Source organism: Sphaerobacter thermophilus DSM 20745, from assembly GCF_000024985.1.
Classification (GTDB): domain Bacteria; phylum Chloroflexota; class Chloroflexia; order Thermomicrobiales; family Thermomicrobiaceae; genus Sphaerobacter; species Sphaerobacter thermophilus.
Genome location: NC_013524.1, coordinates 989,133 through 1,005,031 on the forward strand (window position 1 = coordinate 989,133; position 15,899 = coordinate 1,005,031).

Sequence of the window (15,899 nt, forward strand, 5' to 3'; positions counted from 1 at the left end):
CCCCCTGCTTAGTCCAGGCTCACGCGCGGATCGAGCGCCGCGTAGACGAGATCGGTGATGAGATTCACCAGGATGACCAGGACGGCGTAGACCAGGGTGATCCCCTGCACGACCGGGTAGTCGCGCCCGAAGATCGAGGTCAGCAGCAGTTGCCCCAAGCCCGGCAGTGCGAAGACCTGCTCGATGATCACGGTGCCCCCCATCAGGTAGCCGAGGTTGAGCCCGAGGATGGTCACCGTGGACATGGCCGAGTTGCGGAGCACGTGCCAGAAGAAGACCGCGCGGCTCGACAGCCCCTTGGCCCGGGCCGTCCGGACGTGATCTGCCGTCAGCGTGTCGATCAGGCTGCTGCGGAGGTTCCGTACCAGCACGGCCGAGATCGACAGTGCAATCGTCAGGGCCGGCAGGAAGAGGTGGCGGAGGTGGTCGAAGAACCCGTCACCGAAGCCTCCCGCCGGGAAGATGCGGTACCGGACGGTGAGGAGCAGCAGCAGGTTGATCCCGACCCAGAACGACGGCATGGCGAGTCCGACGAGCAAGAAGCCCCGCACGACCTGATCGGCCAGCCGGTCGCGGTGCAGGGCGGCCAGCGTCGCCAGCGGCACGGTGATGATGACGGCCAGCATGATGGTGCTGGTGGCAAGCATCAGCGTCGTCGGCAGGTGGTCGAGGATGAGGTCGAGCACGGGCTCGCGGTAGAAGATCGAGTCGCCCAGGCTGCCCGTGGCGAGGTTGCGCAGGAAGAACATGTACTGAACGAGGAGCGGCTCGTCGAGGCCGAGATTCCTCCGCAGTTGCGCCACATTCTCGGGCGTGGCGCGGGTCCCGAGCATGATCGCCGCCGGGTCGCCGGGCACCAGGTGGATCATGAAGAAGATGACCGCCGTGAGTCCGAAGACGACCGGGACCATCTGGATCAGACGGCGGAGTACGAATCTACTCATGCGGCGGAGCTCCCGTCTTGTCCCCCGATCGGTGGTGGTCCGGTGGGCCGGTGAGGGCCGCGGGGCGGCGCGCTATGGCGCGCCGCCCGCACGGGCCCACTGGGTCGGACCTCACTCCGACCGCCACACGTCCCACAGGCGGTAGTTCCCCGTCGGCAGGATACGGAAGCCGTGGATGTACTTCTGCACCGCGGTGCGTCCGGTCGGGTAGTAGAGCAGGATGACCGGCGCGTCCTCGGTGGTGAGTTCCTGGATCCGGTGGTACATCTCCTCGCGACGGGCCGGGTCGGTCTCCGCGGCTGCCTCGCGGGCGAGGCGATCGACCTCCTCGTTCTTGTACCCGGTCCAGACCGCCTTGGTGCCGCCGTCGCTCACCATGCCGAACGTGACCAGCTCGTCGGGGTCGATGATGTCGGTGGTGTAGTAGGACTTGGACCAGTCGTAGTTGAGCGCCCGGATGTCGTCGGTCGCGCTCCCCGGCTCGACCAGCCGGATGTTGATCGTGCCGCCGATCTCGGCGAGCTGTGACTGCACGAGCTGCGCGACCTGCTGCGCCACGGGGTCGCCGGAGGAGATGATCAACTCGGCGGTGAACCCGTCGGGGGCGCTGGAACTAGCCATCAGCTCCTTGGCCTTTTCCAAGTTGTAGGGATACCCCTCGACGTGGTCGGCGTGGTAGAGCATCTTCGGCAGCATCGTGTTGGCCATCTCGCCGTAGCCGAAGAGGACGGACTGGATGATGGCCTCCTTGTCGATGGCGTAGTTGATCGCCTGCCGCACCAACTTGTCGTCGAACGGCTTGCGCGTGTGGTTCATGCCGATGTAGTCGAACCGCGCGGCGCCGTCGGTCAGGATGGTGTAGTTCGGGTTCGCCTCGAGCGCCTCAAGCTGGCTGAACGGGACGTCGGTGGCGATGTCGAGCTCGCCCGCCTGGAACTTGAGCATGCGGGTGTTGGCGTCGGTCAGGACGAGGAACTCCAGCTCATCGAGGTAGGGCCGCTCCGGATCCCAGTAGTTCTCCCACTTCTTCAGCTTGATGCTGGTGTTCTTCTCCCAGGAGACGAACTGGAAGGGTCCAGACCCCACCGGGGAGTCGAAGAGGGCCGGTCCCCGCTCCTCGTGCAGCTTCTTCGGGATGATGGAGGAGGAGAACAGCGCCACGTCGGCCAGGAACGGCGCCCAGGTGTGGCTCATCTTGACCGTGACGGTCCGCTCGTCCGTGGCCTCGACGGTGTCCACCCCCTGGTAGATCCAGCCCCACTGGGAGTCCTCCTCCTGCACCGCGCGCAGCAGGGAGTAGACCGCGTCTTCGGCCGTGACCGGCGAGCCGTCGTGGAATGTCGCCTCGCGGAGGTTGAAGGTGTAGGTGAGGCCGTCGTCGCTGACCTCCCACGTCTCGGCCAGACCCGGCTCGACCGACTGGCCGTCGGGCGCGTTGCGGACGAGCTGGTCGTAGATGAGGACCATCGTCCAGATCGACATGTTGTCCGTGGGGATGATCGGGTCGAAGCTGGTGACATCCCGGTCGGCGAGGCTCATCGTCAGCTTGCCGCCGTACTTCGGCTCGCCCTCGCTCCCGCTGTCACCGGAGGTGCCGGGGGTGCCGGATGTGCCCTGCGTGGCGTCGGCCGACGAGCCGCCGTCGCCACTGCCGCCCTCGCTGTCCCCGCCACCACACGCGGCCAGCAGCGGCATCGCGGCGACGGTGGCGCCGAGCCCCAGCCCGGCCGCGAGCAACTGCCGTCGTGTGGTTCGTTTGCCTTCCATGTCCAGGCCCATGTCACTCATCTCCTCTCTCCGTGCGCCGTCGGTTCGGCGCTACCTGACCGGCGCACCGCGCCGGTGCGCCATCCATCGCTGCCCGGGCCAGCATGACCCGGGCAGTGCCTGGTTTCAGCACGAGGCCTGCCTGATCGCAGGGGCGGAGGCGGCGGTGGTTCCACCCCTCTGCCACCGGGCACGTCGGCCTGCACGCTCGTCGTTTCGCTCTACCCTGCGTCCCCGCCTGACCCGACCGACCCGCGTGCGATGGGCAGGTGGATCCGCGACGGGTACGCTGGCGAGTGGTGCACGGTGTTGTTCGCAATACGAGGATTCGTCGCCCACTTGATCGGCCCGAACCGGTTCATGTTCCGGGCGAACCAGGGGAAGTCGCTGCTGGTGATCGACACTCGGATGCGGTGGCCGGGGAGGAAGCAGTGGTGCGTGGGCCACAGCTCGACGGTGAAGCGGGTGGGCTCGCCCGGCGTGAGCGGCGTCGGCGACTCCAGCGAATCGCGGTACGAGGCGCGCAGGCAGCCCTGGGTCACCTTGATGGAGCGTCCATCCGGGTGGACGTCGGTGATCTTTACGTGCCAGTCGGTGTCGTCACAGTCGCTGGAGGCGAAGAGTTCCAGCCGCGGCCAGCCGGAGATGACCACTGGCTCCGTCAGGACCTCGCTGGTGTAGACGATGACGTCGTCCCGCGCTTCGACCGCGGTCTGATCGAGCGGCACCTCCTCCATCGGGTAGCGACGGACGTCCATCTGCGTCGGTGCCGGGTCTAGCGGGTCGTACCGGTAGGTCCGGTCCGGGTCGGCATCGGCGGGCGGGTCGGCCGTGAGGGAGCCTTCCGCGCCGTCGAAGCGGAGGTAAAGAGCCTCCTCGCGCTCGGCGAGCGGCCAGTGGTCCGCCTCAACCCAGACGTTGGTGCCGGGCTCGAACAGGCGGACGGGTGCCGTATCGAGGATGCCGTTGTCGATGCCCTTGAGCCAGTAGTCGAACCACTGGAGGTGCAACTGGTCCATGTCCAGCGCTGCGTCCGGGCCGAAGTCGATGTCGAGGTAGCGGGAGTTGGGATAGCGCGAACCGAGGTGGCTCCAGGGACCGACCACGAGGCGCTGGGTGTCGCGCGCGGGCGAGTAGCGCACCATATGTTCGTAGTGGTGGAAGGCGCCGAGGAGGTCTTCCAGGTCGTACCATCCGGTCACGTGGAGACACGGGACGTCGATGCTGGCATAGCGATCGTCGAAGCGGATGGCCTTCCAGAAGTCGTCGAGGGTGTCGTGGTCCATCATGTCGCGCCAGGTCTGGCCGGTGGGGTTGATGAATTCCCCGATTGCTTCCAGTGGCAGGCGCCGCAGCACTTCATCCCAGTCCGTGTGCGCGAGGCTGTACGACTCATTGATGCGCCGGCGCACCATGTGGACCCACCACCCGAAGTAGAGCTGGAAGACGCCGGAGGTGTAGGGGATCTCCTGCTGCCACCGCCCCGCGGCCGAGGTCGACACCATGCAGGTCAGATGCGGCGGGCGCTCAGACGCGGCCGCCCACTGGGTCCAGCCCATGTAGCTCAGGCCGGTGGTGCCGACCTTGCCGGTGCACCAGTCCTGCGCCGCGACCCACTCGATAATGTCGTAGCCGTCCCGCGGGTCGTTGACGAAGGCACGCCACTCGCCCTCCGACTTGCCGCGACCCCGGACGTCCACGACGACGAACGCGTACCCGTGCTGTTGGTAGAACCGGCCTTCCACCGGGAAGAAGGTCGGGTTGCTCTTGTCGTATGGCGTGATCTGGACGATGGCCGGAGCCGGGAGAGCAGATGCGTCCGGCAGATAAATGTCGGCCGCCAGTTCCACACCATCCCGCATCGGGATACCGACCTCAAAGACCGTCCCGGTATCCCCGGCGGCCGCGAGCCGTGCCTCGAACCGCTGGCGCGGTGTCATCTCGGACATGCTGCCCCCACACCCATCACCCGATGTCCCATTCCAAACCCGGCGCACTATATCAGATGATGCCGGAGATGTCCAAGCACTTCGTGTCACGCAGCCGATTATGGTCGCGATCGACCCTATGAAGGTAACGGACGCGCAAGGTACCGGGTGTTGCTGTACTCCGCAGGAATCGGCGGCCTGACATCCCCTTGGCCGCCGATTCCTGCGCTACGGTGAACGATAGCCGCCGTAGAGGGCATGGCCTGCGCGGAGCCAGAAGCAGTCGACGGCGGCGAAGCCGGCCTCGCGCAGCCAGACCAACTGGTCAAATAGCCTCGATGGCTTATCGACCTCAAGGTCGGGGTCGGCGAAGTGGTTCCAGCCGTTCTGGAAGAAGGCGTAGATCTCCGCTCCGTCGGGGAGATCGGCGGTCTGCTCCCGCACCACGGCGTCCCACGCGGCGGCGTAGGCGGCCTGGGCGATGGAGTTGACCGGCTCGACCAGATCCAGGATCAACAGTGCGCCGCCCGGCTCCAGGCGGTCGTAGAGGTCGCGGAACAGCCGCTGCTTGCCGGGGCCGTCGAGGTGGTGGATCGCCAGCGAGGAGACGAAGCAGCGGGCCGGGCCGGGGAGCGTGTCGAGCCAGTCGCGGGCGAACAGGTCGAAGTGGCGGAGGTCGACGCGACCGGCATAGGGTGCCAGCCGCCGGCGCGCTTCGTCCAGCATGCGGTGGGAGCCGTCGAGCGCCACGACTTGGCTGGCGGGGAAGCGCTCCAGGATCGCGGCGCTCAACCCACCGGCGCCGCAGGCGAGGTCGACCGCCAGGAACGGCTCGTCCGGCCGCACCGGGATCAGGGAGGTGAGCAGGGCGACGTGCTCGGCGCGTGAGGGGGTGATGGCGTCGCCGTAGCGGATGAACGTCGTCGAGTCGTCCTCCTGCCAGGCAGGTTGGCTGCCGGGCGAGGTCTGGGAGTCGGACATGAGCAGACCCTTTCGCGTTCGTCACTGCCGGGATGCCGGCCGTGTGTGCATACTACGTCCCGGATCACCTGCTCGTCGAGCAGCCGGGTGCCGTGGGAGCGCCCCGCGGCGGCACCGGCGCTGACTTCGAATGACGTGAATGGGAAGGGAACGGCATGAGTGAGTGGACGACACAGGTGTTGGAGTCGCTGGGCTACCTTGGGCTCTGGCTGGTGCTCGTCGTGGAGAATCTCTTCCCGCCGATCCCTTCCGAGCTGGTGCTCCCGCTGGCCGGGTTTTTCGTGGGGCGGGGGCAGATGAACCTCTGGTTTGCCGTCCTGGCGGCGACCGCCGGGTCGTACACCGGTGCACTCGTCCTCTACGCGCTGGGGCGGTGGGGCGGCCGCCCGTTGGTGCTGCGCTACGGCCACATTCTGCGGATCGACGAGGCGCTGCTGGGGCGGGCCGAGCACTGGTTCGGGAGCTGGGGTGACTGGGTCGTGCTCGGCGCGCGAGTGGTGCCGATCGCGCGGAGCGTCGTGTCGGTCCCCGCGGGGACGATGCGGATGCCGATCCTGCGCTTCAGCGTGCTCACGGTGATCGGCAGCAGCATCTGGAACCTGATCCTGATCGGCGCGGGGGTGCTGCTGGGTCGAAACTGGGAGCGGGTGAGCCACTGGGTCGAGACCTACTCCAACGTGGTGCTCGTCCTGCTGGTGCTGGCTGTGATCGGGGGCGGCGTGTACTGGCTCTACCGCTACCGGATGAAGCCGGGCGACTCGCGCCGCTGAGCGCTCCCACGGCGCGAGTTCGCCACAACCTGAGCCGCGTGCCCCCTTCCCTACCCCACCATCCCAACGAGGAGCAAACGATCGCCCGCTGCGGAGGTGCAGCGGGCTTGTCATCGAATGAACCTTGACGAATTACCGTGATCCACCGGAGCCGACCCCGGCTTCGCTCAGGATGACACGAGGCGGTCGCGGGCTGCTGGCGGGGATACCGGGCTAACTCGTCAACGTTCATGATTTACAAGTTATGTCGAACACGAGGTAAGACGCGCCTCCTTAGCGGCGCGGAGGTTCGCCGCTGTCCGGGCAGATGTCGCCGATGAGGATGAGGTCGTCGCCCGCGAGGAGGACCCGGCGGCGCTGAAGCGGCAGGGCGTCGGCCAGGCGGTCGATGCCCAGGTCGCCGACTGCCTCGATCCCGGCGCCCAGGATCTTGGGGGCGATGCAGACGGCCAGCCGGTCCACGACTCCAGCGCGGAGCGCAGCGGTGATCGTCCGCGCGCCGCCCTCGATCAGCAGCGTCCGGATACCCAACTCGCGAAGCTGATGGAAGGCGTCGGCGAGATCGACCCCTCCACCCGGGTGGCCTGTGGCGACGATCACGCGTGCACCGGTGTCGCGGATGCAGTCTAGGCGCTCCGGCGGGGCCTGCGCGGTGGTGACGACGAGCGTTTGGTCCGCCGCGCCGTCGCGCAGCACCGCGGCGTCCAGGGGCAGGCGCAGGCGCGAGTCGAGGATGACCCGCATCGGGCTGGGACCCGCGACCAGGCGGGTCGTGAGGCGCGGGTCGTCGGCCAGGACGGTGCCGATCCCGACGAGGATGGCGTCGTGCTCCGCGCGCAGGCAGTGGGCGAAGGTGAGCGAGTCGGGGCAACTTACCCAGCGGGAGTCGCCGCTCCGCGTGGCGATGCGCCCGTCGAGCGTCTGCGCGTAGGCGACGGTCGCCCAGGGGCGGTCTGACGGCGCCGCGCCCTCGGGCGGGCGGGCGAGTTCCCGCAGGACATCCTCGGTGGCAGCGTCCCCGAGCGCGGGCAGGCGCGGTGGCTCCACGCGATCCCTCCTTCAGCGGTGTGTCCGGTATTGCCACCGCACGTCGCAGGCCGCGCCTTGCCGGTTGGCACGCCGCTTGCCAACCTGCGGCGGCACTCACCCGCCGCGGCATCAGCCGCTCGCACGCACGAAGGAGGACGAGACGCTGCGCCTCGTGCTGGTCACTGCTGGCGATCCGCAGCGGCTGACCGGGGGCCATCTGTACCACCGGCGCATCGCTGAGACGGCGCCGCGCCACGGCGCCTGCGTGCGCTTCGCTGCGATCCCGGAACGGCCGCTCGGGCTGGCTGCGGCAGCGGGTGCGGTCACGCTCGCCCGCCTGCGGGCAGAACGGCCCGACGCGCTCCTGGTCGACAGCATCGCGACGGCCGCCCTGATGCTGCCGCTGCGCGCCCGGCACGTGGGCGTGCCGGTGATCGGGCTCCTCCACCAGCCGCCGGGCGGGGTGCGGCGCGACGGTGACGTGGGCCGTGGCGGCTTGCGCGCCCGCCTTGATCGGGCGTTCGCCGCGCGGGCCGACCGGGTGATCGTGCCGAGTGCGACGCTGGCGACCACGCTGCGGCAGACGGGCATCTCGGAGGACCGGTTGCACGTCGTCCCACCTGGGTACGACCTGCCGGAGCCGGGCGGCCCGGTGCCGGACCTACGCCGGGCCGGTGGACCGGCGATCCTCTGCGTGGCGAACTGGTTGCCGGCCAAGGGGATCGATCTGCTGCTGGAGGCGTTCGCGCGGCTACCGGACGAGCGTGCGACGCTGCACCTGGTCGGGGAGACGACGGCTGATCCAGCCTATGCCCGGCGGCTGAATGCCAGGCTGGCCACACCGGAGCTGCGGGAGCGGGTGGTGGTGCACGGGCCGCGCCCGCCGGAGGTCGTCGCCGCGTACCTCCGGGCATCCGACCTCTTCGTGCTGGCGAGCTGGTCGGAGTCGTACGGCATGGCGGTCGCAGAGGCGATGGCAGCCGGGCTACCGATCGTTGCGACGCGAGTCGGTCACCTCCCCTGCCTGGTGGTGGACGGCGTCACAGGGCTGCTCGTGCCGCCGGGGGACGCCGACGCGCTAGGCACGGCCATGGGACGTCTGGTGGCTGACGCGGGGCTCCGGCGCGCGATGGGGGTAGCCGCCGAGCGCCGCGCGGTGTCCTTCCCCCGCTGGGACGATACGGCAGCCGGAGTCATCGCCGTCGTGCGCGAGGCGATCGCGGGCGGGCACGGGTTGTGAGAGAGGAGCGCGGGATGGAGGCACGGGCCGTGTGGCTGACCGGGCCGCGGCAGGTCGAGATCCGAACGGAGCCCTTGCCGCCGGTCGGGCCGGACCACGTCCTCGTTCGCGCGCGCCTCTCGGCCATCAGTCACGGCACGGAGATGCTCGTCTATCGGGGCGAGGTACCGACTCACCTGCCGCTGGACCTGCCGACGCTGGCGGGCAGCTTCGCCTACCCCATCAAGTACGGCTACGCCAGCGTCGGAGAGATCGAGGAGGCCGGACCGGAGGTGGAGACACTCCGGCCGGGTGACCTGATCTTTGCCTTGCATCCGCACCAGGACCGTTACATCATCCCCGCGCGGCTGGCCGTGCCGCTACCTGCCGGTCTGGACCCGGCGGCAGGGGTCTTCGTGGCGAACCTGGAAACTGCGGTCAACGTGCTGCTCGACACACCGCTGCGCTTCGGGGAGACGGCTGTGGTGTTCGGGCAGGGCGTGGTCGGCCTGCTCATCACGATGCTCTTGCGCCGGGCGGGGGCGCGCGACATCATCGCCGTCGATCCGGTACCCGCGCGGCGGGAGCGCGCGCTGGCCGCCGGGGCGAGCGTGGCCCTCGCGCCGGACGACGACCTGCCGCGCCACGTCCGCGAGCGAACGGCCGGCCGGGGTGCGGATGTCGCCGTCGAGGCGAGCGGCGCGCCTGCTGCGCTGAGCCAGGCGTTGTCGGTCCTCACGGTGCAGGGCACGGTCGTGGTGGCGTCCTGGTACGGAACGAAGCCGGTTGCGCTGGATCTCGGTTCCGAGTTCCACCGGCGGCGACTGCGGATCGTCAGCTCGCAGGTGGGGACGATCGATCCGGCGCTTAGTCCGCGCTGGACGCACGAGCGGCGGCGCGACCTCGTGTGCGCGCTCCTGGAGGAGCTCCCGCTGGCCGACCTCATCACCCATCGGGTGCCGTTTACCCGCGCGGCCGAGGCCTACCGCCTGATCGACACGCGTCCGGCTGAGGTGCTGCAGGTAGTGCTGAAGTATGGGAAGTGAGTCGTCATGCGTGATGCGTGTTCCGTGTTCCGTATTGCGTGTTGGGACCCCCTCGCCCCCGGCCCCTCTCGGACGGAGCCCACCAGGGGAGAGGGGAGCAACATGAACCACATCGTACGGGTGACGCATGACGCATCATGCATGACGCTTGACCAACGAAAGGCGGCTCCATGTTCGCAATCGGGGTGGTGGCGCAGTTTGAGGCGGCGCACCGGCTGCGGGGTGACTTCGGCCCTGCGAGCCGGCTGCACGGGCACACCTACCGGGTAGAGGTCGAAGTCGCTGGGCCGCAGCTCAACGACGACGGCACGCTGTTCGACCTCGGGCTGCTGAAAGCCTGGGTCGACGAGGCCGTGGGTGAGTTGAACTACCAGAACCTGGACGTCCTCCCGGCGTTCGCCCAGCGCAACTCGACGGCCGAGGAGGTGGCCCGGTTCCTCCGTGAGACGCTTGCACCCCGGCTGCACGGGAAAGGGTTGCGGATGCTGACCGTCCGCGTGTGGGAGTCCCCGCAGGCGTACGCCGCCTGTCAGTGGGAGCTGCTGTGAGGCGGATGTTCCCCGCTCGACCACCCCGCCGTGTCGCGGGCGGTCGAGCGGGGACAGAGGCTAGAAGGCCAGAGCAGTCAGGATAAGCGCGTTCACGATGATATAGATGAGCCAGGCGATCACCGCGGTGCCGATCGCGCGGCCGGTGGTCAGCTCCATCGATTGCCGGATGGCGATGATCGTAGCGACCAGGACCCAGATGCCGACGGCAGCGGCGATCAGCCAGCCGAGGAGCGGGATCCAGGCGAGGACCAGGAGCAGACGCGGGGCCTGGGCGAACCCGAGGGTGCGCAGCACTTCGCCGTAGGTCGCCCGCGTCTGGGCAGTTGCCAGCAGACGGGTGCCGATGAGGTAGGCCAGACCCGCGTAGATGATCCAGCCCACCAGCGCCCCGATCAGGCCGGTCACGAAGCTGCTGGCACCATCAACGCCAAGGCTGCCGATCCCGGAGGCAATGGCGGCCAGAACCACGACGATAAGGGCCTGGGTATTGGCGTTGACGTCCCGTTCGACCGCCTCATAGGTCGCGACGTCGAGTCTGGCGGCGCCGACCACTCGCTGGCCGATCGAGCTCTGCAAGTTCTGCATTGGACCCCCTCACTTCGTCGCAGCGACACTCCAATCGACTTGTTGGTCCGGATTTCCCTCCATCATCTACGGCGATAGCGCCGATCGTCAAGCGGTTTTCAACGACTTAGCCGCTAGCGTTACGTCGAGGAACAGAAGGCATTCTTCCCGCATCGAGACTCAATGAGTCCGACTCGGTACAACCGCTCACGAGCGTCCACCCGGGTGGATTGCTCGGCGTGCGGGTGCTGTACTGTTCCGGCCAGTGCTCCCCTCTCCCGGGTCAGTCCTGACCCTGCGGCGGTGCGCTAGGCACCGGCGACGCTGGAGAGAAAATCGGCTGCGGCGGCGCTCCACTGCGGCAGGTGCGAGAACCCGACGTGGTTCGCCTGCCGCATGAAGTGCAGATGCTTCGGTCCGCCGGCGGCGCGGTACAGGTTCCACGCTTCCTGCGGCGGCACCACGAGGTCGCGTCCGGCGCCGACGACCAGCAGCGGCGCGCGCAGGCGCGGCGCTATGTCGATCAAGGACATCTTTTCGACGATGGCGTCGAGCTCTTCGTCGCGTGCGCCCGTGACGAGTGCGATCTCCTGCCGGACCACCGCGTTGAGATGACGGAAGTACGGGGGTGGATGGAACGGCGGAGTCAACGCAACCACCGCGAGAATGTCGGGCGTGGCCTGCGCGAGCCGTACGGCGACCGCTCCGCCGAGACTGGCTCCGAGGAGCGCGACGCGGCGCGGATCCAGCCTGGCGTGTTCTGCCGCGAACCGGATCAGCGCCTCACCGATGACCACCTGATCAGGATGGCCGCTCACGCGCTCTCGGACTTCGCCGCTGCCCGGCGTGTCGAGCGCGAGGGTTGCGAGGCCGCGACGGAGGAACGGGTCGGACCAATGCCCCGTCTCTTCCTTGACCGTGCTGGCGCCGTTGAGCAGGACCAGGAGTGGATAGGGGCCGCCGTCGCTAGTGGGCAGGCGCAAGTAGCCGGGCAGGCTGACGTCACGCCAGGGGATGTCGACCCGCATCGCGGGCGGGTCGAGTCGCGGTGCCGCTCGGCGGAAGAGCGCCGCCGCCCGGCGGTAGAGATGGTTGCGGCGGTCGAGGTCGTCGAGCTCAAAGACCTGGGCATAGTGAAAGCAGAGTGCGGCCGACGCCTCGCAGCGCGCTGCTTCGGTGTGGTCGCCGCGGCTGTGGGCGGCGCGCGCAGCGCTGAGATATTGGCGTGCCGTACGCACCCACGACAGGGACCAGCCGCGGAGCCCACGGGCGCGGCGCAGGGTGGCGTCGACCTGGCGCGCACCGATACCCCCGTAGATGAAGCGCAGGCGCGAGACAGGCGAGATGATCCCTGCGCTGGCTACGCGGAAGACGAGATCCATGGTGCGCGGCGTAATTCGGTTCGCAAGCCAGAAATGCGGCGTAATCACTGAGGTGTATCCAGTCGCTGTCATGCCTTCCCCTGTTTCAGGATAGCACGCGCGGCAAGGGGAGCGGGATGATGGGCCGTGTCCACCCGGGTGGACTGTTCGTCTTGGATGCCGTGCTGGCAGTGCTGCCATCAGTGTAGAGATACGCAACTCCAGGGCCGTGGCGCAGTCAGGGCGTGCGTCCACTCGGGCGGGCCAGGCAGCGACCGATGCGTCTTCAATGTCCACCGCTGGTGGCGCTGTGGGCAGGCCGCGGCATTGCTGGGTCCAGTAGAGGTTGCAGGGAACGGCAGGGGAGGGAGTAGGGGATTTCGGCTCGAGTAGGAGAACCCTTCCGCAGGCCGGGCCATTGAGCTCGTACGTATGCCGGGCAAACCCGGCCTTGAGGGTTGGCGTCGGAGGAGGGACGCTGTATACTGTGGCGCGGTATACCCCGTGGGGGTATCGAGTAGCCAGTGACTGGCAGCGGTAGCTGCCGTAAGGAGATGGGTGCATGGTGGAGCGCGTGTATCGCGTACCGGACGTAAGTTGTGCGCACTGCGTGAATGCCATCACGCAGGCACTGAGCCGCATCCCGGGCGTGGAGGCGGTCCAGGTCGACCTCGACACGAAGCTCGTGAAGGTGCAGGCCGGCGAGAGCGTCTCCGACGCGGATATCCGCGCTGGGATCGAAGAGGCCGGTTACGACATCGCGGCGTAGTCCGTGCCACGGAGGGGCGGCTCGATGGGGCAACGCCCTGTGGCCGCTTCCCTCCGGTCCCGCATACCACCCGCTGATCCTCCCACACAGGACAGGACAATCGAACCGAGCGATCCTGGACGATGCGGCAGCGCGCGCCGGATGCATGGTGATACAATGTTGTCACGATGTGACTGAAGCGCAGGCGTGCTTCTCTGCCCTGGACCGAGCAGGAGTCCAGCGATGCTCTCTGCCAGCGACGGCCGGTCGAGGTCGGATGGAACCGAGCGGGATCCGCTGACTGGAGCGCTCTCCCGCGCGTGGCTCGACGATGTTCTGGCGGAGCAGGTTGCGGCTGCCAGAGAAACTGGCCGGCCGCTTTCGGTGGCGGTCCTCGACCTGGACTACTTCAAGAGCGTCAACGATGCCTACGGCCACCGGCGGGGCGACCGCGTCCTCCGGGCGCTGGTGGAACGGCTACAGGCCAATATCCGGAGGACGGATCGGCTGTTCCGCATCGGTGGGGATGAGTTCGTCCTGGTGCTCCCCGGGACATCGGCGGCGCAGGCCTCGGCGATTGCCGCACGGCTCCTCGCGGAGGTGGAGACGATGCCCTTTGAAGGCGATCCACCGCTGACGCTCAGCCTCTCGCTTGGGATCGCCACGTTCCCCGATGATGCCGAGACGCCGAACGCACTGCTGGACATCGCGGACCGCCGCCGCTTCGCAGCGAAGCGAGCGGGGCGCGGCCGCGCGCTAACGCGCGAGGGGGTGGTGCTGCCGGCCAGCGCTCCCGGTACCCAGGGGGATGCCGCAACTGCCGGTCGAGCAGGCGAGGCAGATCTGATCGGCCGGCAAACCGAGGTCAGCGAGATCCTGGAGCGGCTCGGGCGCGCCCGGCTGCTGACGCTGACCGGCCCTGCCGGGGTTGGGAAGACCGGGCTGGCGCGGCACATCATGGAGCTGCTGCGCGGCGCGTTCGCCGACGGGGTCGTCTATCTGCCGTTGGCACACGTTGTCGAGCCGTCCATGGTGCCGGCGGTGCTCTCCGCGGCGCTGGGGTTTGGAGTGCCTACCGGACAGCGCAACCGGGAACCGCCGGCCGAGGTGCTGCGGGCGCGCGAGCAACTGGTCGTCATCGACCACTTCGACCGGCTACGGGACGCCGCGCCGCTGCTGACGGAACTGCTGGCCGTGGCGCCGGGGTTGAAGATCCTGGTGACGTGCCGTCGCCCGCTGCGTCTCTACGGCGAGCACGTCTACCCGGTGCCGCCGCTGGCAGTCGGGGACACCGAGACGGCGCCTGCTGTCGCCCTGTTCCTCGCGCGCGCGAGCGTGCGCTCCAGCTCGAATGCCCCGGTAGGGGAGGCTGTGGCGGCGCTCTGCGCCCGGCTCGGTGGGCTGCCACTGGCGATCGAGCTGGCGGCGGCGTGGACGGCACGCTACCCGGTCGAGGACCTGCTGGCATCGCTCCCGGGAGGCGGAGAGCCGGGGGAGGAGGTGAACCCCGGCGACGCGCTCCGCGATCTGCTCGACTGGAGCTACCGGGTGTTGACACCGGAGCAGCGACGGCGCTGGACTCGGCTGGCCGTCTTTGCCGGAGGCTGGTCGGTCGAGGCGGCCCGGGCGGTCGTCGAGGAGCCACCGGCAACGGCCCCGGAGGTAGAGGCCGCCCTGGACGCGCTGGCCGAGGTCGGTCTGATCCGTCCGGTGAGCGACGCGGCGAACCCGCCGCGGTTCACGATGCCCGGGGCGATCCGAGAAGCGGCGCTGGCCCGGCTGGAGGTGACAGGCGAGGCGGACGTGATCCACGCCCGGCACGCAGCCTGGTATCTGACGCTCGCCGAGACGGCTTTCGCGCATCACCGCGGAGCGGACCACAAGCGGTGGCTCGACCGGCTCGATGAGGAGTACGACAACCTGCGCGGCGCGCTCGGTCATGCGCTTGCGAAAGGTGACATAACGACTGCCGCGCGGCTCGGGGCGGTCCTGTGGCGGTTCTGGGAGCGTCGGGGATGGGCGGCCGAGGGCCGGGAATGGCTCGCATCGATCCTGGAACACCGGATGGCGCTCCCGCCGGAGATCGAAGCGGAGGTGCTGAACGGAGCCGGCGTGCTGGCCTGGTTCCAGGGGGATCTGGAGGAGGCGCGTGACCGGCTCGAAGCCAGCCTGGCGATTTCATCGAGGCTGGGCGACGCCGCGGCGATGGCGCGCGATCTCAACAATCTCGGACTGGTGCTCCGGCAGCAGGGGGACTATGCGGCTGCCGAGGCGCACTTTACCCGCTGCCTCGAAGTGCAGCGCTCGGCGGGAGATGCCTGGGGGCAGTCGATCACGCTCGGTAATCTCGCCGAGCTCGCGGTGCTGCAGGGCGACGGGCCCGCCGCGCGTCGGATGGCGGGGGAGTGTCTCGCCATTACCCGGGATGTCGACGATCAGCGGCTGCGTGCTCTGGCCCTCTGCACCACCGGCGTCGTCCTGCTCGACCAGGGCGAAACCGAAAGTGCGCGCACGGCGCTCGGCGAGTGCCTGGCGCTGGCTGAGAGCTTGGCCGACCCGCGGACGACCGCCCGCTGCCTGACCGGTCTCGGTGTGGTGGCGCTGATGCAGCGGCGGAGTGCTGCGGCAGCGGACCTGCTCGGCCGCGCGCTGGATCTGTGGTCACAGATCGGCGATCGCGCCGGTCTCCTGGAGTCACTCAGCGGCCTGGCGGGCGTGGCCGGGACCAGTGGCAACGTGCTGGATGCCGCCAGACTCTACGGGGCAGTTGACGCTATGCACCGGGGAGCCGGCGTGCACGAGCCGCTCCTGCTGCGCCGGGCGCTCGAGCGGGTCGAGGCTGGCATCAAGGTTCAGGTCTCCCCTGAGGCATGGTCCGCGTCCTGGGGTGAGGGGCAGGCCCTGACGCTGGAGCAAGCACTCGCGCTCGCGCGCGAGGTGGCGGGCAGGGAAGCGTCGGCTGACTGAGGCGCCGACCCGGTGCCTCGCGGA

The 15,899-nt window shown here is 68.8% G+C and carries 13 protein-coding genes; 6 read left to right on the forward strand and 7 right to left on the reverse strand.

Annotation, left to right across the window (positions count from 1 at the left end; all coding sequences use genetic code 11):
• Nucleotides 1–8 precede the first annotated feature (8 nt).
• From STHE_RS16510 to STHE_RS16525, 4 genes are all read right to left on the reverse strand, one after another.
• On the reverse strand, nucleotides 9–944 hold the full coding sequence (locus STHE_RS16510) for an ABC transporter permease (protein WP_012873739.1): 936 nt from the start codon (nucleotides 942–944) through the stop codon (nucleotides 9–11).
• Between the two features lie 111 nt (nucleotides 945–1,055).
• Nucleotides 1,056–2,723: an ABC transporter substrate-binding protein gene (locus STHE_RS16515; protein WP_012873740.1), complete on the reverse strand. Its 1,668-nt coding sequence runs from the start codon at nucleotides 2,721–2,723 to the stop codon at nucleotides 1,056–1,058.
• A gap of 209 nt (nucleotides 2,724–2,932) precedes the next feature.
• Nucleotides 2,933–4,660 (reverse strand): CocE/NonD family hydrolase, encoded by a 1,728-nt coding sequence (locus STHE_RS16520; protein WP_012873741.1) that lies wholly within the window; start codon nucleotides 4,658–4,660, stop codon nucleotides 2,933–2,935.
• A 207-nt stretch (nucleotides 4,661–4,867) separates the two neighbouring features.
• On the reverse strand, nucleotides 4,868–5,620 hold the full coding sequence (locus STHE_RS16525; protein ID WP_012873742.1) for a class I SAM-dependent methyltransferase: 753 nt from the start codon (nucleotides 5,618–5,620) through the stop codon (nucleotides 4,868–4,870).
• A gap of 155 nt (nucleotides 5,621–5,775) precedes the next feature.
• Here STHE_RS16525 and STHE_RS16530 point away from each other — a divergent pair, with 155 nt between their 5' ends.
• Nucleotides 5,776–6,390: a DedA family protein gene (locus tag STHE_RS16530; RefSeq protein ID WP_012873743.1), complete on the forward strand. Its 615-nt coding sequence runs from the start codon at nucleotides 5,776–5,778 to the stop codon at nucleotides 6,388–6,390.
• Between the two features lie 273 nt (nucleotides 6,391–6,663).
• Here STHE_RS16530 and STHE_RS16535 read toward each other — a convergent pair whose 3' ends face one another.
• Nucleotides 6,664–7,437, reverse strand: a complete 774-nt coding sequence (locus STHE_RS16535; protein ID WP_012873744.1) for a RibD family protein — start codon at nucleotides 7,435–7,437, stop codon at nucleotides 6,664–6,666.
• A gap of 154 nt (nucleotides 7,438–7,591) precedes the next feature.
• On the opposite strand from STHE_RS16535, the gene STHE_RS18295 reads away from it, so the two are divergent.
• From STHE_RS18295 to STHE_RS16550, 3 genes are all read left to right on the forward strand, one after another.
• Complete coding sequence (locus STHE_RS18295; RefSeq protein ID WP_012873745.1) at nucleotides 7,592–8,659, forward strand: glycosyltransferase family 4 protein; 1,068 nt, start codon at nucleotides 7,592–7,594, stop codon at nucleotides 8,657–8,659.
• 14 nt (nucleotides 8,660–8,673) lie between these two features.
• Nucleotides 8,674–9,684, forward strand: a complete 1,011-nt coding sequence (locus STHE_RS16545; RefSeq protein ID WP_012873746.1) for a zinc-binding dehydrogenase — start codon at nucleotides 8,674–8,676, stop codon at nucleotides 9,682–9,684.
• 170 nt (nucleotides 9,685–9,854) lie between these two features.
• Nucleotides 9,855–10,232 carry a 6-pyruvoyl trahydropterin synthase family protein gene (locus tag STHE_RS16550; RefSeq protein ID WP_012873747.1) on the forward strand — a complete coding sequence of 126 codons (378 nt, stop codon included), beginning with the start codon at nucleotides 9,855–9,857 and terminating at the stop codon, nucleotides 10,230–10,232.
• 60 nt (nucleotides 10,233–10,292) lie between these two features.
• Here the strand turns inward: STHE_RS16550 and STHE_RS16555 are convergent, their stop codons facing one another.
• Nucleotides 10,293–10,820, reverse strand: coding sequence for a YIP1 family protein (locus tag STHE_RS16555; protein ID WP_012873748.1), 528 nt, complete (start codon nucleotides 10,818–10,820; stop codon nucleotides 10,293–10,295).
• A gap of 287 nt (nucleotides 10,821–11,107) precedes the next feature.
• Entirely contained in the window at nucleotides 11,108–12,253 is a 1,146-nt protein-coding gene (locus STHE_RS18640) for an alpha/beta hydrolase family protein (RefSeq protein WP_012873749.1), read from the reverse strand.
• 469 nt (nucleotides 12,254–12,722) lie between these two features.
• Between STHE_RS18640 and STHE_RS16565 the strand changes: the two genes are divergently transcribed.
• Nucleotides 12,723–12,929, forward strand: coding sequence for a heavy-metal-associated domain-containing protein (locus tag STHE_RS16565; RefSeq protein WP_012873750.1), 207 nt, complete (start codon nucleotides 12,723–12,725; stop codon nucleotides 12,927–12,929).
• 222 nt (nucleotides 12,930–13,151) lie between these two features.
• Nucleotides 13,152–15,875 carry an ATP-binding protein gene (locus tag STHE_RS16570; protein WP_012873751.1) on the forward strand — a complete coding sequence of 908 codons (2,724 nt, stop codon included), beginning with the start codon at nucleotides 13,152–13,154 and terminating at the stop codon, nucleotides 15,873–15,875.
• Nucleotides 15,876–15,899 lie beyond the last annotated feature (24 nt).

Coding starts and splice junctions, on each gene's coding strand:
- STHE_RS18640 (WP_012873749.1), bottom strand. CDS start 12,253: ATGACAGCGACTGGATACACCTCAGTGATTACGCCGCATTTCTGGCTT.
- STHE_RS16555 (WP_012873748.1), bottom strand. CDS start 10,820: ATGCAGAACTTGCAGAGCTCGATCGGCCAGCGAGTGGTCGGCGCCGCC.
- STHE_RS16525 (WP_012873742.1), bottom strand. CDS start 5,620: ATGTCCGACTCCCAGACCTCGCCCGGCAGCCAACCTGCCTGGCAGGAG.
- STHE_RS16520 (WP_012873741.1), bottom strand. CDS start 4,660: ATGTCCGAGATGACACCGCGCCAGCGGTTCGAGGCACGGCTCGCGGCC.
- STHE_RS16515 (WP_012873740.1), bottom strand. CDS start 2,723: ATGGGCCTGGACATGGAAGGCAAACGAACCACACGACGGCAGTTGCTC.
- STHE_RS16565 (WP_012873750.1), top strand. CDS start 12,723: ATGGTGGAGCGCGTGTATCGCGTACCGGACGTAAGTTGTGCGCACTGC.
- STHE_RS16545 (WP_012873746.1), top strand. CDS start 8,674: ATGGAGGCACGGGCCGTGTGGCTGACCGGGCCGCGGCAGGTCGAGATC.
- STHE_RS16570 (WP_012873751.1), top strand. CDS start 13,152: ATGCTCTCTGCCAGCGACGGCCGGTCGAGGTCGGATGGAACCGAGCGG.
- STHE_RS16530 (WP_012873743.1), top strand. CDS start 5,776: ATGAGTGAGTGGACGACACAGGTGTTGGAGTCGCTGGGCTACCTTGGG.
- STHE_RS16510 (WP_012873739.1), bottom strand. CDS start 944: ATGAGTAGATTCGTACTCCGCCGTCTGATCCAGATGGTCCCGGTCGTC.
- STHE_RS16550 (WP_012873747.1), top strand. CDS start 9,855: ATGTTCGCAATCGGGGTGGTGGCGCAGTTTGAGGCGGCGCACCGGCTG.